Source organism: Streptomyces sp. NPDC044061 (genome assembly GCF_056434305.1).
The window spans coordinates 17,654-40,953 of sequence record NZ_JBWKFL010000046.1 but is presented as its reverse complement, the minus strand read 5'-3'; the positions used below and the strand labels follow the sequence as shown (position 1 = coordinate 40,953).

The window sequence follows — 23,300 nt, the reverse complement described above, 5'->3', positions numbered from 1 at the left end:
GCCTTCTTGTGCTCTTCAGCAAATGATCGAGGTCATGCCGTCCAACCCGAAAGGAGTAATGCCCTAAAGGCATTGACGGCCACATTGATGCTTGATCAAATTATCGGGCTATTGATCGTGAATTCTTTCACGAATTGGCGGAGCGCCGGAAACAGCACGAAGGGCCCTGCTCAGCAGGGCCCTTCGGTGCGCTGTGCGCGGGAGTTCAGGCGAGTGCGGCGGCCGGTGGAGCGGTGGTGGGCCAGCTCATGCGGATCAGCCCGCCGTTCCGGCCCGTGGTGACCTCCACGTCGTCCACGAGGCCGCTGATGACCGCGAGGCCCATCTCGTCCTCCTCGGCCTCCACGTCCGCGTCCGCGGCGGCACCGCCGGCCACCCGCTCGGCGGGAACGGCGTGCGGGGCCTCGTCGCCGACCTCGATGGAGAACTGTTTCTCCTCCTCGATCAGCGCCACCTTCACCGGTGCCGTGATCTCATGGCTCCGGTGCAGGCCGACGGCGCGGGAACAGGCCTCGCCCACGGCGAGCCGGACCTCGTCCAGCACGGCCTCGTCCACTCCGGCCCTGCGCGCCACCGCTGCCGCCACCAGACGGGCGGTCCGGACGTGCTCGGGCAGCGCGCTGAAGCGGAGTTCGACGGTGGCCATGCATCCCCCTCGCGACTACGGGCGTGCGATTCCGGAGGCGGGGCCGCCGACAGCCCGCACCCCCTGATGAACTACTGGCCCCGGACGAACGCCCCGGGGCCGGGGCCTACCGGCGTCCGGACCGACGGGCGGTCCGGACCCGGTGACCGGCCCGCGGTCAGTCGGTGGCCGCCACCGCTTCCTCGACCGAGGTGTGGATCGGGAACACCTTGGTGAGGCCGGTGATACGGAAGATCTTCAGAATGCGCTCCTGGTTGCAGACCAGGCGCAGCGAGCCCTCATGGGCACGTACCCGCTTCAGGCCGCCGACCAGCACGCCGAGCCCGGTGGAGTCGAGGAAGTCCACGCCCTCCATGTCGACGACGAGGTGGAAATTCCCGTCGTTCACCAGCTCGACCAGCTGCTCGCGCAGCTTGGGCGCGGTGTATACATCGATTTCGCCACCGACCTCGACGACCGTACGATCGCCGACGGTACGGGTCGACAGGGACAGGTCCACGGATCCTCCAGCACCTTGCTATCGAGCGGTCGCCCCTCGGGACACCTCGGCTTGCGGCCCCCGGGACGCATCGCCAGCCGCGATGGCATTCAATCACTTACTGGCAGGCGTGCACGACGCCTTGGCCCCATTGTCCGTCACGCCAGTGACACACTCGGTGCCGATGGCCAAGAATCACCGATCCGATCGACCCCTGGCGGACCCGGCGTCCCGCCCGTCTCCGGGCATGGTCCTGGACCGGCTCGCCTCCGGGCCGAGCCGCTCCGCGCGCATCACTCATACGGAGCACTTGCCCCCGCGCGCCGGTCGGCATGCCGTTTGGCCTGATCGGATTCGCCCGGAAGTGATCGCGGCCGTGCAGGCGTGCGGCATCGAGCACCCCTGGGCCCACCAGGCGCTGGCCGCCGAGCACGCCCTGGACGGCGACTCGGTGGTCGTCGCGACCGGTACCGCCTCCGGCAAGTCCCTCGCCTACCTGGTGCCGGTCCTGTCGACCCTCCTGGGTGGCTCCGAGGCGCCGAACGGCCGTGGCGCCACCGCCCTCTACCTCGCGCCCACCAAGGCGCTGGCGGCGGACCAGCGCCGGTCCGTGAAGGAACTTTCACAACCCCTGGGCGCGGCCGTTCGCCCGGCCGTGTACGACGGCGACACGCCGTTCGAGGAACGCGAGTGGATCCGTCAGTACGCGAACTACGTCCTGACCAACCCGGACATGCTGCACCGCGGCATACTGCCCTCCCACCCTCGCTGGTCCTCCTTCCTGAAGGCGCTCAAGTACGTCGTCATCGACGAGTGCCACACCTACCGGGGCGTGTTCGGCTCGCACGTCGCCCAGGTGCTGCGCCGGCTGCGCCGCCTGTGCGTCCGCTACGGCGCCTCGCCCGTCTTCCTGCTGGCCTCCGCGACCGCCGCCGAGCCCGCCGCCGCCGCCCGCCGGCTGACCGGCCTGCCGGTGGTCGAGGTCGCCGACGACGCCTCCCCGCGCGGTGAACTCGTCTTCGCCCTCTGGGAGCCCCCGCTCACCGAGCTGCACGGCGAGAAGGGCGCGCCCGTTCGGCGTACCGCCACCGCCGAGACCGCCGACCTGCTGACCGACCTCACGGTGCAGGGCGTGCGCTCGGTCGCCTTCGTACGGTCCCGGCGCGGCGCCGAGCTGATCTCGGTGATCACCCAGGAACGGCTGGCCGAGGTCGACCGCTCCCTGGTCCGGCGTGTCGCGGCCTACCGCGGCGGTTATCTCCCCGAGGAGCGCCGCGCCCTGGAACGCGCCCTGCACTCCGGCGAACTCCTCGGCCTCGCCGCCACGACGGCCCTGGAGCTGGGCGTGGACGTCTCCGGCCTCGACGCGGTGCTGATCGCCGGGTACCCGGGCACACGCGCCTCCCTGTGGCAGCAGGCGGGCCGCGCGGGCCGCTCCGGACAGGGCGCCCTGGCGGTGCTGGTGGCCCGCGACGACCCGCTGGACACCTTCCTGGTCCACCACCCCGAGGCACTGTTCGACCAACCGGTCGAATCCACCGTCCTGGACCCCGACAACCCCTACGTCCTCGCCCCGCACCTGTGCGCCGCCGCCGCCGAGATACCGCTGACCGAGGACGACCTGGACCTCTTCGGCCCCGCCTGCACGGAGCTGGTGCCGCAGCTGGAGGCCGCGAAGCTGCTGCGCCGCCGGACGAAGGCCTGGCACTGGACGCGCCGGGAGCGGGCGGCCGACCTGACCGACATCCGCGGTGCCGGCGGACGCCCGGTGGAGGTCGTCGAGGCGGGCACGGGCCGGCTGCTCGGCACGGTCGACGCGGGCGCCGCGCACTCCACGGTCCACGAGGGCGCGGTTCACCTGCACCAGGGCCGCACCTACCTGGTGCGCTCCCTCGACCTGGAGGACTCGGTCGCCCTGGTCGAGCAGGCCGATCCGCCGTACTCGACGGTCGCCCGCGACACCACCTCCATCTCCGTCCTGGAGACGGACGTCGAGGTGCCCTGGGGCGCCGGCCGCCTGTGCTACGGCTCCGTCGAAGTCACCAACCAGGTGGTCTCCTTCCTCCGCAGACGACTCATCACGGGCGAAGTGCTGGGCGAGACGAAACTCGACCTCCCTCCTCGTACGCTGCGCACGCGCGCGGTGTGGTGGACGGTCACCGAGGACCAGCTGGACGAGGCCCGGATCAGCCCGGAGATCCTCGGTGGCTCCCTGCACGCCGCCGAGCACGCCTCGATCGGTCTGCTGCCCCTCTTCGCCACCTGCGACCGCTGGGACATCGGCGGTGTGTCGGTGCCGCTCCACCCCGACACGCTCCTGCCGACGGTGTTCGTGTACGACGGCCACCCCGGCGGAGCGGGCTTCGCCGAGCGCGCCTTCCACACCGCCCGCGCCTGGCTCGCCGCCACCCGGGAGGCCATCGCCTCCTGCGAGTGCGAGTCCGGCTGCCCGTCCTGCATCCAGTCCCCCAAGTGCGGCAACGGCAACGATCCACTGCACAAGCGGGGGGCGGTACGGCTGCTCACGGTGCTGCTGCGGGGGGCACCGGAGGAGAAACCGACGGAGAAACCGGCGGAGGACTGAGCCGTTCGGCTTACGGGGCGGGTGCCGGCCCGGGCGGGCGGTCGACGTCAGCCGGGTCGGCACCGTTCCGGTCGTCGGCGGGCACGGGCCCGGCTGCCACGGGTCCGGTCGGCGCCGGTCCGATCGGCGTCTGCCCCGCGGGCCCCGCTCTGGCCCTGACCTCCGCCGCGAACGGTCCCCGTCCCGACGCCGCCGTCACGTCCGAGGTCTCGCCCACGATCGCGCACCGCGTCAACCGGGTCCTCTGCGCCGCCGCCACCCGCTCGGCCCGGGCGCAGGCGCCCACACGGCCCTCGGCCCAGTGGTCCGCCGCCGCGAGCGCCGCCAGATCGGCGCCGCCGGCCGCCCGGTGCCGGACGACGACGGCCTGGCCGAGGGCGAGCACGGCGCCGAAGACGACACACAGCACGGTGATCGCCCCGAGGCTCCAGACGGTGGCGGACCCGCGATCGGAGGACCGGAGCCCCCGTCGGCGTCGCTTCACGGCCCCGCCTCCCCCGTTCCCGAGCCCGCAGAGCCGGTGCCGGAGGTGGTCCCGCCGGCGCCTTCCGTCCCCGAGCCCCTGGCGGCACCGGACCCCACGGGGTCCTGCCCCTTCCCCGAGCCCGCGGAGCCCGGCCCGACGGCGTCCTCCGCCGCCGCGACGGCCTCCTCCCGCACCTCGAAGGGCAGTCCGCTCAGCACCGGCGGCCTGGCCATCACCGTCACCCGGACCTGGTCGCCCTCCCGTCCGACCGTCACCCGCGCTCCGCGCGGCGCCGCCTCCCGGGTCACCTTCACCACCGCGTCGGCCGGATCCTGCCGGGCGGCGGCCCGGGCGCCCGCGCGGGCGGCGTCCACGCACTGGATCTGTGCGGCCACCACGAGCAGCCCCCAGACCAGCGCCATGGTGAACGCCACCAGCACGGAGAGCGTCATGGCCGACTCCACGGTCACGAAGCCCCGGTCCCTCCTCCGCTCACATCCGCGCACTGAGGGCCCGCTTCACGATGGCCTGCAGCTCCGCCTTGACCTGGCCGCTGGTGACGACCTCGTAGAGCAGCAACGCGAACCCGACCGCCGCGATGATCCCCATCGCGTACTCGGAGGTCACCATTCCCGCATCCCCGCGGCACCGCTCCCGCAGGCGCGCCCACATCTTCCGCGCCCACCTCTTCCTCGGCTTCTCACGCATATCGAATTCCTCTCGAATCGCCTCTGTTGTCCGCATCGTCCTGTGCTCTTCGCCCCGTCAGCCCCCACCTCCCCCCAACACGCCGCCAGCCAGCCCGATCACCACAGGCAGCACGCCGAGCGCGATGAACGCGGGCAGGAAGCACAACCCCACCGGCGCGGAGACCAGTACGGCCGCCCGGCGCGCCCGGGTCGTGGCGTCACGCGCCCACTCGGCGCGCGCGTCCGAGGCGAGCCGGGCGACGGGCCCGGCCGCGGGCAACCCCGACTCGTCGGCCCGCTCCAGCAGTCGGGCCAGGGCCCCGGCGCCGGGCAGCTGCGCCAACCGGCGCCAGGCGTCTGCCGGTTCGCCGCCGAGCCGCACCTCCGCCGCACCCCGAGCCAGCGCGTCCCCGACGGGACCGCCGAGCGCCTCGCCCACCGCCTGCGCGGCGATCACCGGTCCGGCACCGGCCGCGATGCAGGCGGCCAGCAGATCGCCCGCGAGAGGCAGTTGGCGGGCGGCAGCGGCCCTGTCGACCTCCTCCGCCGGGTCCGCCTGGGCCTGCCGGCGCCGCCATCGCCACAGGCCGGCGGCGACACCGAGCCCGAGGACCGCGCCGGTGACCCCACCGACCAGCACCCACGCACCGCACACCGCTCCGGCCACGGGCAGCCAGCGCCGTACCGCGCCCCGCACCTCGAAGTGCGGCCCGGCCCCGGCCTTCTCACGGGCCAGCAGTTCGGCCAACCGGCGCCGTGCCCGGTGTCGGCGCCGGGCCGTCTCCAGCCACCGGACCGCCCATCCGAGGGCCGACACTGCGGCCACGACCATCCCCAGCCTGTGGATGACTTCCCCGCTCATACCGCCTCGGCTCCCCGCACGATCCGCGCCGCCCACCATGTCCCGGCGCCCTCGAAAACCGCTCCGGCCACCAGGCAGCCCAGCCCGGCCCCGCTGTGCAGCAGCACCTGCAGCGGGTCGGCGCCCATGGCGGAGCCGAGCAGCAACCCAAGGACGGGCAGTGCGGCAAGCAGCAGGGCCGTCATCCGGGCGCCCGACAACTGGGCCCGCAGATCCGCCCGTTGGTCCCGCTCCGCACGCAGGGCCCCGTCCAGCCGGTCGAGGCCGGCGGCGAGCCCGGCGCCCTGGTCCACGGCCACCCGCCAGCAGGCGGCGAGGCCCAGCAGCCCCTCGGCGCCCGGCTGCCGGGCCGCGACGGCCAGCGCGCCCGGCACGTCACCGCCGAACCGCGCCGCCGCCACCACGGCCGCCTGGGCATCCCCCAGGCCGCCGGAGTCCCGCGCGGCCCGCAGCAGCGCCTCGCCGGGCTGCCGTCCCGCCCGCACCTCGCCGGCAAGCGCCCCGCAGAGCCCGATCACCGCGTCCGCGCGCCGCTCCCGGGCCCGCCCGTCCTGCCGGGTCAGGCGCACCCGGCGCAGCACCGGCACCCCGGCCGCCCCCGCCACGACCGGAATCAGCGAGGCCCCCAGCAGCGCGAGCAGCAGCCCCGCCGCGAGCGACCACCACTCGGCACCCAACCTGCCTCGTAACCGCCGAAGTTCGGCGACGGTCCGCTCCCAGGAGGGCGGCCCGGTCGTCACCGCTCCGCCGCCCGCCAGCAGCAGCCGCGCCCGCCGCGCCCCGTAGTGCCGCCCGCCCAGCAGCCAGAGCGCGGCCCCGGCGCAGGCCAGCGCCGCGCCCACGGACATCTCAGCGCTCACTTCCCTCACTCCCTCGCTCCTCTCGCTCGTGAACTCGGATCTCGCTCGTGAACTCGGCGCGCAACAGCTCCCGCAGCCGTTCCCAGCCGCGCTCCCGGCCGAAGGCCCGCGGACCCCACCGCAGTGCGGGTACCGTCCGCACCAGGCCGGAGGCGTCCCGTTCCAGCACGTGCACCTCGGCGATCCGGCGCCGCCCGGACCGGTCCCGTACGAGGTGGAGCACCACCGACAGTGCGGCCGCCAACTGGCTGTGCAGCGCCGCCCGATCGAGCCCGGCCGCCGTGCCGAGCGCTTCCAGACGGGCCGGAACGTCCGCGGCCGCGTTCGCGTGCACGGTGCCGCACCCGCCTTCGTGGCCCGTGTTGAGCGCGGCCAGCAGATGCACCACCTCGGGGCCGCGCACCTCGCCGACGACCAGCCGGTCGGGCCGCATCCGCAGCGACTGCCGGACGAGGTCCTCCAGGGTGACCAGACCGGCGCTCTCCTGGTTCGCCGGACGGGTCTCCAGCCGCACGACGTGCGGGTGTTCCGGTCTCAGCTCCGCCGAGTCCTCGGCGAGCACGATCCGTTCGCCGGGTCCGACTAGGCCGAGCAGGGCGCTCAGCAGGGTCGTCTTGCCACTGCCGGTGCCACCGCTGACGAGGAAGGACAGCCGGGCGGCCACCAGTGCCCGCAGGATCCGGTCGCCGCCGGGCGGCACGGTGCCCGCCTCGACCAGTTCCCCCAGGGTGAACGCCCGCGGCCGTACCACCCGCAGGGACAGACAGGTGCAGCCGACGGCCACCGGGGGCAGCACCGCGTGCAGCCGGGTCCCGTCGGGCAGCCGGGCGTCCGCCCAGGGCCGCGCGTCGTCCAGCCGGCGTCCGGCCACGGCGGCCAACCGCTGCGCGAGACGTCGTACGGCCGTCGCGTCCGGGAAGGTCACCGGGGTCAGCTCCAGGCCGCCGCCACGGTCCACCCACACGCGGTCCGGTGCGGACACCAGGACGTCGGTGACGCCCGGGTCGGCGAGCAGCGGTTCCAGGGGGCCGGTGCCGACGAGTTCGGAGCGCAGTTGTTCGGCCGCGCCGAGCACTTCGGCGTCGCCGAGTACCCGGCCCTGTTCGCGCAGTGCCTGGGCCACGCGCGCGGGCGTGGGTTCGGCGCCGCTCTCGGCCAGGCGTCGGCGGACTCCGTCGAGCAGGGCCGCGCCGTCGGCCAGATCAAGTCCGGGCAGCGTCATCGCGCGCCTCCCGCCTCGACCAGTGCCTGCTCCCAGAACGTGGTGCAGAAGCGGGCCAGAGGGCCGCGTCCGGCCGCCCCCGGAGGTTTCGCGGTGCCGCGGGGGTGCTGCAGCGCCGGTTCGACGGGCACCTCGCCGGCCAGGGGCAGGCCGAGCAGCCGGGCCACCTCGCGGTCGTCCAGGCCGGGCGCATACGGTCCCCGGACCGCCACCCGCAGGTCCCGCACCACCATGCCCACCGCCGAGGCGACCCGGCCGGCGGCCGCGACCGCGCGCAGTTCGGCCGGGACGACGAGCAGGGCCAGGTCGAGCTGGGCGAGGGCTTCGGCGACCCCGTCGTCCAGGCGGCGCGGCAGGTCGACCACGACGGTGCCGCCGCGCCGCCGGGCGGCGGCGAGCACCGCGCGCACGGCCTGGGACGGGATCGCGACGCAGTCGCCGCGGTCCCAGCTCAGCACCCGCAACGAGTGCAGCTGGGGCAGCGACTCCTCCAGTGCGCCCCCGCCGACCCGGCCGCGCGAGGCGGCGAAGGCGGGCCAGCGCAGTCCCTCGGCGCTCTCGCCGCCGAGGAGTACGTCGAGTCCGCCGCCCAGCGGATCGGCGTCCACGAGGAGGGTGCGCAGTCCCTCGCGCGCGGAGGTGACGGCCAGCGCGCAGGCCAGCGTGGACGCACCGGCCCCGCCCCGGCCCCCGATGACCCCGACGGTGAGGGCCGGTCGGCCGACCCCCTCGGCGACGTCCGCGATCCGGTCGACCAGCCACTGCTCGCCGTCCGGCAGCATCAGGACGTGGTCGGCGCCGATCTGGACGGCCCTTTTCCAGACTCCGGAGTCGTCCTGGTCGCGGCCGACCAGCACCACCCCTTGCCGGCGCGCGGCCCCGCGCACCCGGCGGGCGGCGTCGTCGCCGACCAGGACGAGCGGGGCCGCTTCCCAGCCACCGCCCTGGTCCGGCACTCCGTGGTGCACCTCCGGCGTGGCGCCCGCGGCCGCGCACAGACGCAGGAGATCGTCGAGGAGCTCGGCGTCCTCGGTGACGATGAGCGGCCGTCCCGGCCGGCCTCCTGCGGCGGGCGGCGGGTCATGGGTGACGGTTCCGGCCACGTGGGGTCCCCCTTCACTGCGTCTTCCGCGCGGCCCCCTGCGGCCACGCGATTCCCAAAGGTGTGAAGAACCGGCAAGCGGCCTCCATATGAGCGGCCGATAGGAACCGGCCATACGCGCCCCGGCAATCGGAACCGGCCATGAACTCGCCGCGGTCGGAGCGCGCTGGAATCACGGTGCAGCGAACCGGGAAATCGTGTGGATCTTGGTCGAAAACCGTGGACAACTCAGTGGTTGTGAATATCGCCGTCACCCATACCGGTGACCGCTGTACCGACTCCCGCACGACTTCCTCAGAGCACACCTACGATTACCGTCAGTAACCAGAGATGGGCATGGCGAAGCGGCGGCCGAGCCGCTCACTGCCGCCCTCGCGGCTGGTTGAAAAAGGGAGAAAACCCGCCCGGACATGCGACGACCCCCGCCGGGGGGGAGAGCGGGGGTCGTCCCCACGGCCGACTCGGGGGGGGAGGAGTCGGACCGGGTTAGCACGGTCGCGAACGATCCGTGACTTCCATGGTGTACCCGAGAGCCCTCTCAGGCAAACCCACGCGCCCCACCTTACGCCGAATGGTGGGCGCCTATGCTCAGGGGCGTGGAAAACCACTCCTTGCCCCGCGCAGCAGCCTTCTTTGACCTGGACAAGACGGTCATTGCGAAGTCGAGCACGCTCACCTTCAGCAAGTCGTTCTACCAGGGCGGACTGATCAACCGCAGGGCCGCACTGCGTACCGCATATGCCCAGTTCGTCTTCCTCGTCGGCGGTCTCGACCACGACCAGATGGAGCGCATGCGCGAGTACCTGTCCGCGCTGTGCCGCGGCTGGAACGTCCAGCAGGTGAAGGAGATCGTCGCCGAGACCCTGCACGACCTGATCGACCCGATCATCTACGACGAGGCCGCCTCCCTCATCGAGCAGCACCACACGGCCGGCCGCGACGTCGTGATCGTGTCCACCTCGGGCGCCGAGGTGGTCGAGCCGATCGGCGAGCTGCTCGGCGCGGACCGGGTGGTGGCCACGCGCATGGTCGTCGGCGACGACGGGTGCTTCACCGGGGAGGTGGACTACTACGCCTACGGTCCGACCAAGGCCGAGGCGATCCGTGAGCTGGCCGCGTCCGAGGGCTACGACCTCGAGCGCTGCTTCGCCTACAGCGACTCGGTGACCGACCTGCCGATGCTCCGGGCGGTCGGGCACCCGCACGCCGTCAACCCGGACCGCGCGCTGCGCCGCGAGGCCACCGGCCGCGGATGGCCGGTTCTGGAGTTCCGCCGGCCGGTCCGGCTCAAGCAGCGGCTGCCCGGCCTCTCCGTACCGCCCCGCCCGGTCCTCGTCGCGGCGGCGGCCATAGGAGCCGCGGCCGCGACAGCGGGCCTCGTCTGGTACGCCAGCCGGCGCCGGAGCATCGCATCCTGACCGATTCACCCCTGTTTGAACCTGAAAGTAAAGAAGTGCAGGCAGGGGTTCCGCTTGCTCCGGGCTTGCAGTACAAAGGTCTCAGGCCCGCGAGACCAAAGGACATCCGAGAGGATCCCCTACTACTACGCACTTGGCCCACGGACCCCGCATGAACACCGGGCACCCACGCGACGTCGACCCGTCGATTACGGGCCAGCCGCACCAGGTGACGGGCAAAGCACCCGACCTGATGGGCAACATATCGAGGACGCTTGGTAACCAGGTGCGCATGCCAGCGGCGGTACGAGAATTCGTACCGCCGCAACCCTTTTCCGGGCCCTTTTCCGGGCCCTTTCGTCAGGCCGCCCCGCGCTGCAGCGCCTCGCACACCGCCGTCGACTCGCGCACACCCAGCTCGACCGCCCGGCCGCAGTGGGCGATCCAGGCCGCCATGCCCTCGGGAGTGCCGGAGACGTACCCGTCCAGCGCGGCGAGGTAGGCGGCGCGGCCCAGCTCGGCGTGGCCCACCTCGGCCGGGCAGATCGCCTTCGGGTCGAGACCGCTGCCGATCAGGACGATCCGCTCGGCCGCACGCGCGACCAGGCCGTTGTGCGAGGTGAAGGGCCGCAGGGCGAGCAGTTCGCCGTGCACCACGGCGGCCGTCACCAGCGCGGGCGCGGAGGTCCCGGCGATGACCAGGTCCGCCAGGCCCTCCAGCCGGCCGGTCACCTCCTGGGCGTCCGGCAGCGGCAGCTCGATCAGCGGCTCGTCGACCTCCTCACCCGCCTGACGCGGCCGGCCGACCTCGTCGCCCTTGCTCGCGGCGGCCACCAGGTGCAGTCGCGCCAGCACCCTGAGGGGCGACTGCCGCCAGATGGACAGCAGCTGGCCCGCCTCGGCCGTCAGCCGCAGCGCCGCGCCCACGACGCGCGCCTCGTCGTCGGCGCCGAAGTCGGTGCGCCGCCGTACCTCCTCCAGCGCCCAGTCGGCGCCGGACAGCGCCGCCGAGCCGCGGGCGGCCCGCAGCGCGGCCTCGGAGGTGATCGCGGTGCTGCGGCGCCGCATGATCCGGTGCCCGTAGACCCGGTCCACGGACTTGCGCACGGACTCCACGGACTCGGCCACACCGGGCAGCGAGCCCAGGGCCGCGAGCGGGTCGGCGGTCGCGCCTGTCGTACTCATGAGTACGACACTACGCACCTCATCGCCCGACCCCACGAAGGAGTGGTCTTCTTCACTCCGGCTGACACATACAGCTATCACCTGACTACTGTTGGTGAACATGAAAATTGCTTTCGTCGGGAAGGGCGGCAGCGGCAAGACCACGCTCGCCTCCCTCTTCGTCCGCCACCTCGTGGCCGCCGGCGCCGCAGTGGTCGCCATCGACGCGGACATCAACCAGCACCTCGGCCCCGCGCTCGGCCTGGAGGACGCGGAGGCGGCCGCGCTGCCCGCCATGGGCGATCGGCTGTCACTGATCAAGGACCACCTGCGCGGCTCCAACCCGCGCGTCACCTCCGCCGCGACGATGATCAAGACGACGCCACCCGGCGAGGGCTCGCGGCTGGTCCGGGTGCGGGAGCCGAACGCGGTGTACGACGCCTGCGCACGCCCGGTGGAACTCGACGGCGGGGCCGTCCGTTTGATGGTCACCGGCCCCTTCACGGACGCCGACCTGGGGGTCGCCTGCTACCACTCCAAGACGGGAGCGGTGGAGCTTTTCCTGAACCACCTCGTCGACGGCCCCGACGACTACGTCGTGGTCGACATGACGGCGGGTTCGGACTCCTTCGCCTCCGGCCTGTTCACCCGCTTCGACATGACGTTCCTCGTCGCCGAGCCGACCCGGAAGGGGGTCTCCGTCTATCGCCAGTACAAGGAGTACGCCCGCGACTTCGGCGTCGCCCTGAAGGTCGTCGGCAACAAGGTCCAGGCGCAGGACGACATCGACTTCCTCCGCGCGGAGGTCGGGGACGACCTGCTCGTGACGGTCGGGCACTCGGACTGGGTGCGCGCCATGGAGAAGGGCCGCCCGCCCCGGTTCGACCTCCTGGAAGAGGCCAACGCCCGCGCCCTGACGACCCTTCGGGCCGCCGCCGACGCCACGTACGAGTCGCGTGACTGGGAGCGTTACACCCGCCAGATGGTGCACTTCCACCTGAAGAACGCCGAGGCGTGGGGCAACGAGCGCACCGGGGCCGACCTGGCGGCGCAGGTCGACCCCGGGTTCGTGCTCGGTGAGGGAGTGACGACCCCCGCCTGATGCCTACTGCTTGACCGCCGGTGCGCCGGGGACACCCTTCGGCGCCGGCGCCGGGCGGCCGGAGAGGAAGGACGCCCAGCCCTGCCTGGGCGCCTGGCCCACCTTGAGGGTCCGCAGCTTCGCCAGCGTCTGCGGATCCTGGGCGTCCAGCCAGTCGACGAGCTGGTGGAAGGAGACGCAGCGCACCTCGGGCTTGTTGCACACCTCCTTCACCACCTCGTCGATGGCACGCATGTAGGTGCCGCCGTTCCAGGACTCGAAGTGGTTGCCGACGATCAGCGGCGCGCGGTTGCCGTCGTAGGCGCGGTAGAAGCCCTTGATCAGTCCGTCGCGCATCTGGTCGCCCCAGTAGTCGTACTTGTCGGGGTCACCCTGGGTCTGCGCGCCGGACTGGCTGGCCATGAAGTTGTAGTCCATGGTCAGCTGCTCGTAGTTGTGTCCGGGGAAGGGGACCAGCTGCATCGACACGTCCCACAGGCCCTGTCGCTTCTTGGGCCAGAGCTGGTTGTCGACCCCGCTGGAGTCGTAGCGGAAGCCCAGCTCACGGGCCGCCTTCACGAAGTTCTTCTGCCCTTCCAGGCACGGCGTACGGGCGCCGATCAGCTCCTTGTCGTAGTCGAAGGGCAGCGGGGCCGCCTTCTTCAGGCCGGTGTTGGTCCTCCAGGTCTTCACGAACTGCTTGGCCTGGGCGATCTCGCTCTTCCACTCCTTCACCGACCACTCGCCGACCCCGCCGTCGGGGCCGCAGAAGTGGCCGTTGAAGTGGGTGCCGATCTCGTTGCCCTCCAGCCAGGCCAGCCGCACCTGCTTGAGGGTGTCGGCGATGCCCTGCTCGTCGTTGAAGCCGATCTCCGAACTGCCGGGCGAGTGCTGCGGGGGTCTGTAGAGGTCCCGCTTCTCCTTGGGCAGCATGTACACGCCGCTGAGGAAGTAGGTCATCGTCGCGTGGTTCTCCTTGGCGACCTTGCGGAAGTGGGAGAACAGCTTCTGGCTGTCCTCACCGGCACCGTCCCACGAGAACACCACGAACTGCGGGGGCTTCTCACCGGGCTTGAGCCGCTCGGGCACGGGCAGGTGGGGCTGTCCACCGGTGTACGCGGTGGATCCGTCGCCGATCAGACGGACCACACTCCCGGGCGCCGGCGCCCCTTTCTGCGGGCCGGGCGCTGCTTCCTTCGAGGTGTTGGAGCCGCTCGCACAACCGGCGAGCGACGAGGCACAGGCCGCGGCGACCATGGCACCGACGGCGATCCTGCGGGTGGCGGCCATGTTCCGCCCACCTTCTTCCTTCTCTCAGGCAAACGCTGACGAGGGCGTTTTCTGGCGGTCTGTCGGGTTGTGCCGACAGCGCCGCCAAGGTCGCACGGGGCCGAGAAGGAATTAGTACGACAAGCCGATGAAATGCTCGCTTCATTCACCTGGGTGACTTGATGCGCCATTTGCACCGAAAAGTTATGTATGACCTTTACGCTGCATTACGGTTCATTTACCAAGCGTTGATTTCATCCCGCCGCTGCAACGCCGTGACCCCACGGCCGCGACCGAGTCCCCGCCCCAGGGGAGCCCCCCAGTCCGCGACCGCGCCGCCCGGAGGAGACGGGACCATGTCAGCCTGCGCATCCCCCCGCACCCAGCACCCCCACCCGCCGCACAGCCCCCCGCCGGGCCCGCGCCGCCGCTTCCGCGTCGAGGGCGCCGACCTGTCCGCGTCCGTCGCGGTCTTCCTCATCGCCCTTCCCCTGTCCCTCGGCATCGCCCTGGCCACCGGTGCCCCGCTCCAGGCCGGCCTGGTCGCCGCCGCCGTCGGCGGACTCGTCGCCGGCCGGCTCGGCGGCTGCCCGCTGCAGGTCAGCGGTCCCGCCGCCGGACTCACCGTGGTCACCGCCGACTTGATCCACCACTACGGCTGGCAGGCCACGTGCGGCATCACCGTCCTCGCCGGGCTCGCCCAACTGGGCCTCGGCTGCCTGCGCGTGGCCCGCGGCGCGCTCGCCGTGAGCCCCGCCGTGGTGCACGGCATGCTCGCCGGCATCGGTGTGACCATCGCCGTCGCCCAGCTGCACATCGTCCTCGGCGGCAACCCGGACAGCTCCGTGCTCGCCAACCTGCGGGCTCTTCCCGCCCAGTTGGCACACCTGCATCCGGCCGCGGTGTCGATGAGCGCGCTGACCCTGACCCTGCTGCTGGCCTGGCCGCGCATCCCCGGCCGCACCGGCCGCCTGCTGCGCGGGGTCCCGGCCGCCCTGGTCGCCGTCGCCGGGGCCACCGCGACCGCCGCGCTGACCGGACTGACCCTCCCCCGGGTCGACCTCCCCTCCTGGAGCAGCCACTCGCTGGCCGGACTGCCCGAGGGCCCGGCGCTCGGTGTCGCCGCGGCCGTGCTCACCACCACCCTGGTGTGCAGCGTGCAGTCGCTGCTGGGCGCGATCGCCGTGGACAGGCTGGTCGCCGCCCGGCCCGGCCCCCGGGCCCGCGTCGGGCGTTCGGACCTCGACCGCGAGCTGCTCGGCCAGGGCGCCGCCAACATCGTCTCCGGGGCGCTCGGCGGGCTGCCGGTGGCGGGGGTGGCGGTGCGGAGCACGGCGAATGTGAATTCAGGTGCCGTGAGCCGGAACTCCACGAGGCTGCACGGCGTTTTCGTAGTAGTCGCCGCGCTGCTGATGGTCCCGCTCCTGGAGCGGATCCCCCTCGCCTCGCTCGCCGCCCTGGTGATGGCCGTCGGCATCCAGATGGTGTCCCTTCACCACATCCGCACGGTGACCCGCCACCGAGAAGTGCTGGTGTACGCCGCCACCACACTCGGCGTGGTGGTCCTCGGCGTCCTGCAGGGCGTGGCCCTCGGAGTCGCCATGGCGGTCGCCCTCGCCCTGCGCCGCCTCACCCGCACCCGGATCACGCACGACGAGAAGGAAGGAGTCCATCACGTACACGTACGAGGCCAGCTGACGTTCCTGGCGGTGCCCCGGCTCAGCAGAGCCCTGCACCTCGTACCCCATGGCGCCCACGCCGTCGTGGAGTTGGACGGTTCGTTCATGGACCACGCGGCGTACGAGTCACTGCAGGACTGGCAGAACACCCACACCGCGCGGGGCGGCTCCGCCGAGCTGACGAGCCGGCGCGGCGAGATCCGGACCGCCGGTCCCGCCCCGTCCGCCGGGTGCCGGTGCCGGCCCTGGACGCCCTGGCGCAACCACCGGGCCTGTTTCGCGGAGGCTCGCTCGGCCCCCGCGGCGCCGGCAGTCCATGAACTGGCCCGTGGCATCGGCTCGTTCCAGCGGAACACCGCCCCGTTGGTGCGGGCGGAGCTGGCGCGGCTGGCGCGGGAGGGGCAGCGGCCCTCGCAGCTCTTCCTCACCTGCGCCGACTCCCGGCTCGTCACATCCATGATCACCGCCAGTGGTCCCGGGGACCTGTTCGTCGTCCGCAACGTCGGCAACCTGGTGCCGCCGCCGGGCGAGGACCACGGTGACGACTCGGTGGCGGCCGCCATCGAGTACGCGGTGGAGGTGCTCGGGGTGCGGTCCGTCACGGTCTGCGGGCACTCCGGATGCGGGGCGATGCAGGCCCTGCTGACCGGGGGGATCGGGGCGACCGGGGATACAGGGGCGACCGGGGATACAGGGACCCCGCTGAAGCGGTGGCTCAGGCACGGGCTGCCGAGCCTCGCCCGGCTGGGCGACGACCGCCGGGACCGGCCCCGGCTGGCCGGGCGGGCGCCCGCCGACACGGCGGAGGAGCTGTCCCTGACCAACGTGGTCCAGCAGCTGGAGCACCTGCGGGCGCACGGCCCGGTCGCGCGCGCCCTGGCGGCGGGTGCGCTGGAGCTGCACGGGATGTACTTCCACGTGGGTGAGGCGCAGGCCTACCTGCTCGGCGGGTCCGGAGAAGGCACGGTGTTCGAGGAAGTGACGGAGGAGGGGAACACGGACAGGAGAACAGTGGAGGAGGTGCGCAGCCCGGTGTGAACGGCAGAACCTCCCCGACAGGTCTAAACCAATTTAGCCGTCGACCCTTGTCATCGGCCCCTCGCGTCTGATGAGCTGTGGCCTGGGACACAACGGACACCCTGGGAAAGGGAGATGTCGTGAGCAACGAAAGCCTGGCCAACCTCTTGAAGGAGGAGCGACGCTTCGCGCCGCCCGCTGACCTGGCCGCGAATGCCAACGTCACGGCAGAGGCGTACGAACAGGCCAAGGCTGACAGGCTCGGCTTCTGGGCCGAGCAGGCCCGCCGGCTGACCTGGGCCAAGGAACCGTCCGAGACGCTGGACTGGTCGAACCCGCCGTTCGCGAAGTGGTTCAAGGACGGCGAGCTGAACGTCGCGTACAACTGCGTGGACCGGCATGTCGAGGCCGGGCACGGCGACCGGGTCGCCATCCATTTCGAAGGTGAGCCCGGCGACAGCCGCGCGATCACCTACGCGGAGCTGAAGGACGAGGTCTCCAAGGCCGCCAACGCCCTGCTGGAACTGGGTGTCCGCAAGGGCGACCGGGTCGCCATCTACATGCCGATGATCCCGGAGACGGCGATCGCGATGCTGGCCTCGGCCCGGATCGGCGCCGCGCACTCGGTCGTCTTCGGCGGCTTCTCGGCGGACGCGCTCGCCACCCGGATCCAGGACGCGGACGCCAAGGTCGTCATCACCTCCGACGGCGGCTACCGGCGCGGCAAACCGTCCGCGCTGAAGCCGGCCGTCGACGAGGCGATCGCGAAGGTCGACAACGTCGAGCACGTGCTGGTGGTCCGCCGTACCGGCCAGGACGTGGCCTGGAACGACGAGCGGGACGTCTGGTGGCACGATCTGGTGGCGCGGCAGTCCGCCGAGCACACCCCGGAGGCGTTCGAGGCCGAGCACCCGCTGTTCATCCTCTACACCTCCGGTACGACGGGGAAGCCGAAGGGCATCCTGCACACCTCCGGCGGCTACCTCACCCAGACGGCGTACACGCACTGGGCGGTGTTCGACCTCAAGCCGGAGACGGACGTCTTCTGGTGCACGGCGGACGTCGGCTGGGTCACCGGGCACTCCTACATCGTGTACGGGCCGCTGGCCAACGGCGCGACCCAGGTCATGTACGAGGGCACCCCGGACACCCCGCACCAGGGCCGCTTCTGGGAGATCGTCGAGAAGTACCGGGTCACGATCCTGTACACGGCGCCGACCGCGATCCGTACGTTCATGAAGTGGGGCGACGACATCCCCGCGCAGTTCGACCTGACCTCGCTGCGGATCCTCGGCTCCGTGGGCGAGCCGATCAACCCCGAGGCATGGATCTGGTACCGCAAGCACATCGGTGCGGAGCGGACGCCGGTCGTCGACACCTGGTGGCAGACGGAGACCGGCGCGATGATGATCTCGCCGCTGCCCGGCGTCACCGAGGCCAAGCCCGGCTCGGCGCAGCGCCCGCTGCCCGGCATCTCCGCGACCGTCGTGGACGACGAGGCGAACGAGGTGCCCAACGGCGGCGGCGGTTACCTCGTCCTCACCGAGCCGTGGCCGTCGATGCTGCGCACCATCTGGGGCGACGACCAGCGGTTCATCGACACCTACTGGTCGCGCTTCGAGGGCAAGTACTTCGCCGGTGACGGCGCGAAGAAGGACGACGACGGGGACATCTGGCTGCTGGGCCGGGTGGACGACGTCATGCTGGTGTCCGGGCACAACATCTCCACCACCGAGGTGGAGTCGGCGCTCGTCTCGCACCCGTCGGTCGCCGAGGCGGCCGTCGTCGGTGCCACCGACGAGACCACCGGCCAGGCGATCGTCGCCTTCGTCATCCTGCGCGGTACGGCGTCCGAGGACGAGAAGCTGATCGGCCAGCTGCGCGACCACGTCGGCGCCACGCTCGGCCCGATCGCCAAGCCCAAGCGGATCCTGCCGGTGGCGGAGCTGCCGAAGACCCGGTCCGGCAAGATCATGCGCCGCCTCCTGCGGGACGTGGCCGAGAACCGCCAGCTCGGTGACGTCACCACGCTGACGGACTCCACGGTCATGGACCTCATCCAGACCAAGCTCCCGGCGGCGCCGAGCGAGGACTAGGCGGTACGGCACAGGAGGGGCGCCCGGCAGACCGCGCCGGGCGCCCTTTTTGTGCCTACGGTGGAGTGCACCGGATGCATCCCCGGCGATCTTAGGTAAACTAAACAAAGCCCCCTGGGCGAGAAGAACCTCTAGGTGTGCCGGGAAGTCTGGTCGGCAGGGCCGTCGGCGACCCCGGCGACGGCCGACGAACCGCCGTACCGACCCGGAGGTCCCCGCCGTGGCCGCGCCCCGCACCCGCAACACCGCCCGTAGGTTTCTCGGACGCCTGTCCCTGCCGGAGCGGACCTTCGTCGCGGACGCGCTGCGCACCGAGACCGTCGGCGGTGTCCTGCTCCTCCTGGCAGCGGTCGCGGCGCTGATCTGGGCGAACGTACCCGGACTGCACGACAGCTACGAGGCCGTCAGCCAGTACCACCTCGGCCCCAGCCGCCTCGGCCTGAACCTGTCCGTGGCCCACTGGGCCGCCGACGGCCTGCTCGCCGTGTTCTTCTTCGTCGCCGGCATCGAGCTCAAGCGCGAGCTGGTCGCCGGGGATCTGCGCGACCCCAGGGCGGCGGCGCTGCCCGTGGTGGCCGCGCTGTGCGGAATGGCCGTACCCGCGCTCGTCTACACCCTCACCAACCTCACCGGACACGGCTCCACGCAGGGCTGGGCGGTCCCCACCGCCACCGACATCGCCTTCGCGCTGGCCGTCCTCGCGGTCATCGGCACCTCGCTGCCCAGCGCCCTGCGCGCCTTCCTGCTGACCCTCGCGGTCGTCGACGACCTCTTCGCGATCCTGATCATCGCGATCTTCTTCACCGAGCGGATCGACTTCGCCGCGCTCGGGGGGGCCGTCGCCGGGCTGGTGGTCTTCTGGCTGCTGCTGCGCAAGGGCGTACGCGGCTGGTACGTGTACGTGCCGCTGGCGCTGGCCGTCTGGGGGCTGATGTACAACAGCGGCGTGCACGCCACCATCGCGGGCGTGGCGATGGGCCTGATGCTGCGCTGCACCACCCGGGAGAACGAGCGGCAGTCGCCGGGCGAGCACATCGAGCACCTGGTGCGGCCGCTGTCGGCCGGTCTCGCCGTACCACTGTTCGCGCTGTTCAGCGCCGGGGTGGTGGTGTCCGGCGGGGCGCTCGTGGACGTGTTCACGAAGCCGCAGACGCTCGGCGTCGTCCTCGGGCTGGTCGTCGGCAAGACGGCCGGGATCTTCGGCGGCACCTGGCTGACCGCGCGCTTCACCCGGGCCTCGCTCAGCGAGGACCTCGCCTGGGCCGACGTCTTCGCGGTGGCCGCCCTCTCCGGGATCGGCTTCACCGTCTCCCTGCTCATCGGCGAGCTGGCCTTCGAGGGCAACGCCGTGCTGACCGACGAGGTGAAGGCGGCCGTCCTCACCGGATCGCTGATCGCGGCCGTGTGTGCCACGGTGCTGCTGAAGATGCGGAACGCCAAGTACCGCGGGCTGTGCGAGGACGAGGAGCGCGACGAGGACCTGGACGGCATCCCGGACGTGTACGAGCAGGACGACCCGGCCTATCACCTGCGGATGGCGGAGATCCTCGAGCGGAAGGCCGCCGAGCACCGGCGCATCGCCGCCGAGAAGGCCGCGGCGGCGCGCCACGGGCTTCAGGAAGTACCGGGCGGGGCAGGCGAGGAAGGCGACCGTCCGGCATGATCTGACGAGACGGTACAAATCAAGACGGCACGAAAGACTCAGAGGGAGAACGCGATGAGCGCACCCGACGGCAGCCCGGTCGGCGCCGAACGCAGCATCGGCCAGCTGTTCGCCTCGGCGACGACCGAAATGTCGGCGCTGGTGCACGACGAGATCGCGCTGGCCAAGGCCCAGCTCAAGCAGGACGTCAAGCGCGGCGCGACGAGCGGCGGCGCCTTCTCGGCGGCCGGCGTGCTCCTGCTGTTCTCCCTTCCGATGCTCAACTTCGCCCTGGCGTACGGCATTCGGACCTGGAGCGGCTGGAACCTCGCCGTCTGCTTCCTGCTCTCCTTCGCGGCCAACGTCCTGGTCGCCGGCCTGCTCGCGCTGATCGGCATGGTGTTCGCGAAGAAGGCCAAGAAGAGCCAGGGCCCGCAGAAGGTCGCCGCGTCGGTGAAGGAGTCGGCGAGCGTCCTGCAGAACGCCAAGCCGCACCCGCGCCCGGAGCTGCCGCAGGACCGGGAGCCCGTGGCCATCGAGGCCGGGGTGCGCACGTCGTCATGACCGAGCCCGCCGCGGCCTCGGCCGTAAGGATCGACCTCCCCCACGGGGTGAAGGTGACGCACCGGGACGTCGCCGCCAACGGCGCGCGCTTCCACATCGCCGAACTCGGCGACGGGCCCCTGGTGCTGCTGCTGCACGGTTTCCCGCAGTTCTGGTGGACGTGGCGGCACCAGCTGGTCGCGCTCGCCGACGCGGGCTACCGGGCGGTGGCCATGGACCTGCGGGGCGTCGGCGGCAGCGACCGCACCCCGCGCGGGTACGACCCCGCCAACCTCGCCCTGGACGTCACCGGCGTGATCCGCTCGCTGGGCGAGCCGGACGCCGCGCTGGTCGGCCACGACCTGGGCGGCTATCTGGCGTGGACGGCGGCGGCGATGCGACCCAAGCTCGTACGACGGCTCGCGGTGGTCTCGATGCCGCACCCCCGTCGCTGGCGTTCCGCGATGCTCCGGGACGCCCGGCAGACGGCCGCCGGCTCCTACATCTGGGGCTTCCAGCGGCCGTGGATCCCGGAGCGGCAGCTGACCGCCGACGACGGCGCGCTGGTGGGCCGGCTGATCCGGGAGTGGTCCGGGCCGCGGCTGCCGGAGGACGAGACCGTGGAGACGTACCAGCGGGCCATGTGCATCCCGTCCACGGCTCATTGCGCGATCGAGCCGTACCGCTGGCTGGTGCGCTCGCTCGCCCGCCCGGACGGCATCCAGTTCAACCGCCGTATGAAAAGGCCGGTTCGGGTGCCGACGCTGCATCTGCACGGCTCGCTGGACCCGGTGACGCGGACGCGCAGCGCGGCCGGTTCGGGCGAGTACGTCGAAGCGCCGTACCGTTGGCGCCTGTTCGACGGGCTCGGCCACTTCCCGCACGAGGAGGACCCGGCGGCGTTCTCGACCGAACTCGTCAACTGGCTGAAGGATCCCGAACCCGACCGGTGACCGTTCGGGTGCGTGGAGTATCCGGCTCCTGAACACTTGTCCCTCGAACGGCCACATGCCTGCCGCATAGGCCAATTGGGCGGCTCGGAAGCGGTTATCGACCTTGGGGCGGGGGCACACGTCGGGGTATGGGCTGGACGCACGACTACAGTGACGCACCCCGCAACCGCCGCTCCGCCTCAGGGCCGAGCTCCCCGCAGCGAGGCACTCCGCAGCTCGGTGAAGCGGACCTCAGGGTGGGGATTCCGCGCATCCTGCGCCGCCGGGCCCGCTGGGTCTCCGTGCGTCTGCGTCACCCGCGAGGCTGAGCCCCGCGGGACGCTTCCCACAACCCCCTTACAGGGCGCAGCTGTCGGTGCCCACCTGCTCGTTGGCCGTACGTCCCCGGGTGATGTCCCGCTGGATCTCGTCCGAGGTGAGCGCGTAGCCGGTGTCGGCGTCGTCGAGGGACTTGGCGAACACCACGCCGTACACCTTGCCGTCGGGCGTGAGCAGCGGGCCGCCGGAGTTGCCCTGACGGACGGTCGCGTACAGGGAGTAGACGTCGCGGCTGACCGTGCCGCGGTGGTAGATGTCCGGGCCGTTGGCCGTGATGCGCCCGCGCACGCGCGCGGCGCGGACGTCGTAGGAGCCGTTCTCCGGGAAGCCCGCGACGATCGCGCCGTCGCCGCCGGCCGCGTCCCGCGTGGTGAACCTGAGGGCGTTCGCCTTCAGATCCGGTACGTCGAGCACGGCGATGTCGCGCTTCCAGTCGTACAGGACGACCTTCGCGTCGTACTTGCGGCCCTCGCCGCCGATCTGCACGGTGGGCTCGTCGACGCCGCCGACGACGTGCGCGTTGGTCATGACCCGGCGGTCGGCGAAGACGAAGCCGGTGCCCTCCAGGACCTTGCCGCAGCTCTGGGCGGTGCCGGTGACCTTGACGATGGACCGCTGGGCGCGGGTGGCGACCCGGCTGTTCGCCAGGGCCGGGTCGGGCGGTTGGACGTCCTTGATCGGCTCGTTGGAGAAGGGGCTGAAGACCTGTGGGAAGCCGTTCTGCGCGAGGACCGAGGTGAAGTCCTTGAACCAGGTGTCGGCCTCGGCGGGCAGCGTCTCGGACACGCCCAGCAGCACCTTGGAGTTGCGGACCTCCTTGCCGAGCGTCGGCAGCGTGGTCTGGGCGAGGGCGGAGCCGATCAGCCAGGCGACGAGCAGCATCGCGACGACGTTGACGAGGGCGCCGCCGGTGGCGTCCAGGGCGCGGGCCGGTGACCAGGTGATGTGGCGGCGCAGCTTGTTGCCGAGATGGGTGGTGAGGGCCTGGCCGACGGAGGCGCAGACGATGACGACGACCACGGCGACGACGGCCGCGGTGGTGCCGACCCGCGCGTTGTCGGTCACGGCGTCCCAGATCACGGGCAGCGTGTACACGGCGACGAGACCGCCGCCGAGGAACCCGATCACCGACAGGATGCCGACGACGAAGCCCTGGCGGTAGCCCACGACCGCGAACCACACGGCCGCGACCAGCAACAGGATGTCCAGCACGTTCACTGCTTCAGGCCTCG

General features: G+C 72.0%; 20 protein-coding genes and 1 pseudogene. 9 read left to right on the top strand and 12 right to left on the bottom strand.

Annotated features, from left to right (window positions below; translation table 11 throughout):
- Positions 1–205: 205 nt before the first annotated feature.
- Complete coding sequence (locus AC07CM_RS41890) at positions 206–646, bottom strand: ATP-binding protein (RefSeq protein WP_478881788.1); 441 nt, start codon at positions 644–646, stop codon at positions 206–208.
- A 157-nt stretch (positions 647–803) separates the two neighbouring features.
- Positions 804–1,145: an anti-sigma factor antagonist BldG gene (gene bldG / locus AC07CM_RS41885; RefSeq protein WP_010986038.1), complete on the bottom strand. Its 342-nt coding sequence runs from the start codon at positions 1,143–1,145 to the stop codon at positions 804–806.
- An 82-nt stretch (positions 1,146–1,227) separates the two neighbouring features.
- Here bldG and AC07CM_RS41880 point away from each other — a divergent pair, with 82 nt between their 5' ends.
- On the top strand, positions 1,228–3,708 hold the full coding sequence (locus AC07CM_RS41880; RefSeq protein WP_478881787.1) for a DEAD/DEAH box helicase: 2,481 nt from the start codon (positions 1,228–1,230) through the stop codon (positions 3,706–3,708).
- Between the two features lie 10 nt (positions 3,709–3,718).
- Here the strand turns inward: AC07CM_RS41880 and AC07CM_RS41875 are convergent, their stop codons facing one another.
- From AC07CM_RS41875 to ssd, 7 genes and pseudogenes are all read right to left on the bottom strand, one after another.
- A complete protein-coding gene (locus tag AC07CM_RS41875; protein WP_478881786.1) occupies positions 3,719–4,192 on the bottom strand; it encodes an Rv3654c family TadE-like protein in 474 nt (157 codons plus the stop codon).
- A gap of 119 nt (positions 4,193–4,311) precedes the next feature.
- Positions 4,312–4,644, bottom strand: a pseudogene (locus AC07CM_RS41870) (TadE family type IV pilus minor pilin); the annotation flags it as partial.
- Between the two features lie 22 nt (positions 4,645–4,666).
- Positions 4,667–4,846, bottom strand: a complete 180-nt coding sequence (locus AC07CM_RS41865; RefSeq protein ID WP_478881799.1) for a DUF4244 domain-containing protein — start codon at positions 4,844–4,846, stop codon at positions 4,667–4,669.
- A gap of 93 nt (positions 4,847–4,939) precedes the next feature.
- Positions 4,940–5,725 (bottom strand): type II secretion system F family protein, encoded by a 786-nt coding sequence (locus AC07CM_RS41860; RefSeq protein WP_478881785.1) that lies wholly within the window; start codon positions 5,723–5,725, stop codon positions 4,940–4,942.
- Positions 5,722–6,573 (bottom strand): type II secretion system F family protein, encoded by an 852-nt coding sequence (locus AC07CM_RS41855; protein WP_478881798.1) that lies wholly within the window; start codon positions 6,571–6,573, stop codon positions 5,722–5,724. Before AC07CM_RS41855 ends, AC07CM_RS41860 begins: the two co-directional genes overlap by 4 nt.
- 1 nt (position 6,574) lies before the next feature.
- Positions 6,575–7,807, bottom strand: coding sequence for a TadA family conjugal transfer-associated ATPase (locus AC07CM_RS41850; RefSeq protein ID WP_478881784.1), 1,233 nt, complete (start codon positions 7,805–7,807; stop codon positions 6,575–6,577).
- Positions 7,804–8,910, bottom strand: a complete 1,107-nt coding sequence (ssd, locus tag AC07CM_RS41845) for a septum site-determining protein Ssd (RefSeq protein WP_478881783.1) — start codon at positions 8,908–8,910, stop codon at positions 7,804–7,806. The genes AC07CM_RS41850 and ssd overlap by 4 nt, the downstream gene beginning before the upstream one ends.
- Before the next feature lie 583 nt (positions 8,911–9,493).
- On the opposite strand from ssd, the gene AC07CM_RS41840 reads away from it, so the two are divergent.
- Positions 9,494–10,327: an HAD family hydrolase gene (locus AC07CM_RS41840; protein WP_478881782.1), complete on the top strand. Its 834-nt coding sequence runs from the start codon at positions 9,494–9,496 to the stop codon at positions 10,325–10,327.
- Positions 10,328–10,666: 339 nt separating this feature from the next.
- On the opposite strand, the gene AC07CM_RS41835 is transcribed toward AC07CM_RS41840, so the two are convergent.
- Positions 10,667–11,491 carry a Fic family protein gene (locus AC07CM_RS41835; RefSeq protein ID WP_478881781.1) on the bottom strand — a complete coding sequence of 275 codons (825 nt, stop codon included), beginning with the start codon at positions 11,489–11,491 and terminating at the stop codon, positions 10,667–10,669.
- A 100-nt stretch (positions 11,492–11,591) separates the two neighbouring features.
- Here AC07CM_RS41835 and AC07CM_RS41830 point away from each other — a divergent pair, with 100 nt between their 5' ends.
- Positions 11,592–12,572 (top strand): ATP-binding protein, encoded by a 981-nt coding sequence (locus AC07CM_RS41830; RefSeq protein ID WP_478881780.1) that lies wholly within the window; start codon positions 11,592–11,594, stop codon positions 12,570–12,572.
- 3 nt (positions 12,573–12,575) lie between these two features.
- Here the strand turns inward: AC07CM_RS41830 and AC07CM_RS41825 are convergent, their stop codons facing one another.
- Positions 12,576–13,841, bottom strand: a complete 1,266-nt coding sequence (locus AC07CM_RS41825) for a polysaccharide deacetylase family protein (RefSeq protein ID WP_478881779.1) — start codon at positions 13,839–13,841, stop codon at positions 12,576–12,578.
- Between the two features lie 335 nt (positions 13,842–14,176).
- On the opposite strand from AC07CM_RS41825, the gene AC07CM_RS41820 reads away from it, so the two are divergent.
- The 6 genes from AC07CM_RS41820 (at position 14,177) to AC07CM_RS41795 (ending at position 22,058) form a co-directional block, all read left to right on the top strand.
- Positions 14,177–16,537 (top strand): bifunctional SulP family inorganic anion transporter/carbonic anhydrase, encoded by a 2,361-nt coding sequence (locus AC07CM_RS41820; RefSeq protein WP_478881778.1) that lies wholly within the window; start codon positions 14,177–14,179, stop codon positions 16,535–16,537.
- A 119-nt stretch (positions 16,538–16,656) separates the two neighbouring features.
- Positions 16,657–18,612 (top strand): acetate--CoA ligase, encoded by a 1,956-nt coding sequence (gene acs / locus AC07CM_RS41815; protein ID WP_478881777.1) that lies wholly within the window; start codon positions 16,657–16,659, stop codon positions 18,610–18,612.
- 220 nt (positions 18,613–18,832) lie between these two features.
- A complete protein-coding gene (nhaA, locus tag AC07CM_RS41810) occupies positions 18,833–20,275 on the top strand; it encodes a Na+/H+ antiporter NhaA (protein ID WP_478881776.1) in 1,443 nt (480 codons plus the stop codon).
- Positions 20,276–20,329: 54 nt separating this feature from the next.
- A complete protein-coding gene (locus tag AC07CM_RS41805; protein WP_478881775.1) occupies positions 20,330–20,818 on the top strand; it encodes a phage holin family protein in 489 nt (162 codons plus the stop codon).
- Positions 20,815–21,750, top strand: coding sequence for an alpha/beta fold hydrolase (locus AC07CM_RS41800; RefSeq protein WP_478881774.1), 936 nt, complete (start codon positions 20,815–20,817; stop codon positions 21,748–21,750). The genes AC07CM_RS41805 and AC07CM_RS41800 overlap by 4 nt, the downstream gene beginning before the upstream one ends.
- A 128-nt stretch (positions 21,751–21,878) precedes the next feature.
- Positions 21,879–22,058, top strand: a complete 180-nt coding sequence (locus tag AC07CM_RS41795; protein WP_478881773.1) for a hypothetical protein — start codon at positions 21,879–21,881, stop codon at positions 22,056–22,058.
- 28 nt (positions 22,059–22,086) lie between these two features.
- On the opposite strand, the gene AC07CM_RS41790 is transcribed toward AC07CM_RS41795, so the two are convergent.
- Positions 22,087–23,286, bottom strand: coding sequence for a MarP family serine protease (locus AC07CM_RS41790; protein WP_478881772.1), 1,200 nt, complete (start codon positions 23,284–23,286; stop codon positions 22,087–22,089).
- Positions 23,287–23,300 lie beyond the last annotated feature (14 nt).

Bases quoted from the DNA above. Each gene is read 5' to 3' on its own strand.
- AC07CM_RS41890 (WP_478881788.1), bottom strand. From the start codon at position 646: ATGGCCACCGTCGAACTCCGCTTCAGCGCGCTGCCCGAGCACGTCCGG.
- AC07CM_RS41880 (WP_478881787.1), top strand. From the start codon at position 1,228: ATGGCATTCAATCACTTACTGGCAGGCGTGCACGACGCCTTGGCCCCA.
- AC07CM_RS41865 (WP_478881799.1), bottom strand. From the start codon at position 4,846: ATGTGGGCGCGCCTGCGGGAGCGGTGCCGCGGGGATGCGGGAATGGTG.
- AC07CM_RS41860 (WP_478881785.1), bottom strand. From the start codon at position 5,725: ATGAGCGGGGAAGTCATCCACAGGCTGGGGATGGTCGTGGCCGCAGTG.
- AC07CM_RS41855 (WP_478881798.1), bottom strand. From the start codon at position 6,573: ATGTCCGTGGGCGCGGCGCTGGCCTGCGCCGGGGCCGCGCTCTGGCTG.
- AC07CM_RS41850 (WP_478881784.1), bottom strand. From the start codon at position 7,807: ATGACGCTGCCCGGACTTGATCTGGCCGACGGCGCGGCCCTGCTCGAC.
- AC07CM_RS41840 (WP_478881782.1), top strand. From the start codon at position 9,494: ATGCTCAGGGGCGTGGAAAACCACTCCTTGCCCCGCGCAGCAGCCTTC.
- AC07CM_RS41835 (WP_478881781.1), bottom strand. From the start codon at position 11,491: ATGAGTACGACAGGCGCGACCGCCGACCCGCTCGCGGCCCTGGGCTCG.
- AC07CM_RS41830 (WP_478881780.1), top strand. From the start codon at position 11,592: ATGAAAATTGCTTTCGTCGGGAAGGGCGGCAGCGGCAAGACCACGCTC.
- AC07CM_RS41825 (WP_478881779.1), bottom strand. From the start codon at position 13,841: ATGGCCGCCACCCGCAGGATCGCCGTCGGTGCCATGGTCGCCGCGGCC.
- AC07CM_RS41820 (WP_478881778.1), top strand. From the start codon at position 14,177: ATGTCAGCCTGCGCATCCCCCCGCACCCAGCACCCCCACCCGCCGCAC.
- AC07CM_RS41805 (WP_478881775.1), top strand. From the start codon at position 20,330: ATGAGCGCACCCGACGGCAGCCCGGTCGGCGCCGAACGCAGCATCGGC.
- AC07CM_RS41800 (WP_478881774.1), top strand. From the start codon at position 20,815: ATGACCGAGCCCGCCGCGGCCTCGGCCGTAAGGATCGACCTCCCCCAC.
- AC07CM_RS41795 (WP_478881773.1), top strand. From the start codon at position 21,879: ATGGGCTGGACGCACGACTACAGTGACGCACCCCGCAACCGCCGCTCC.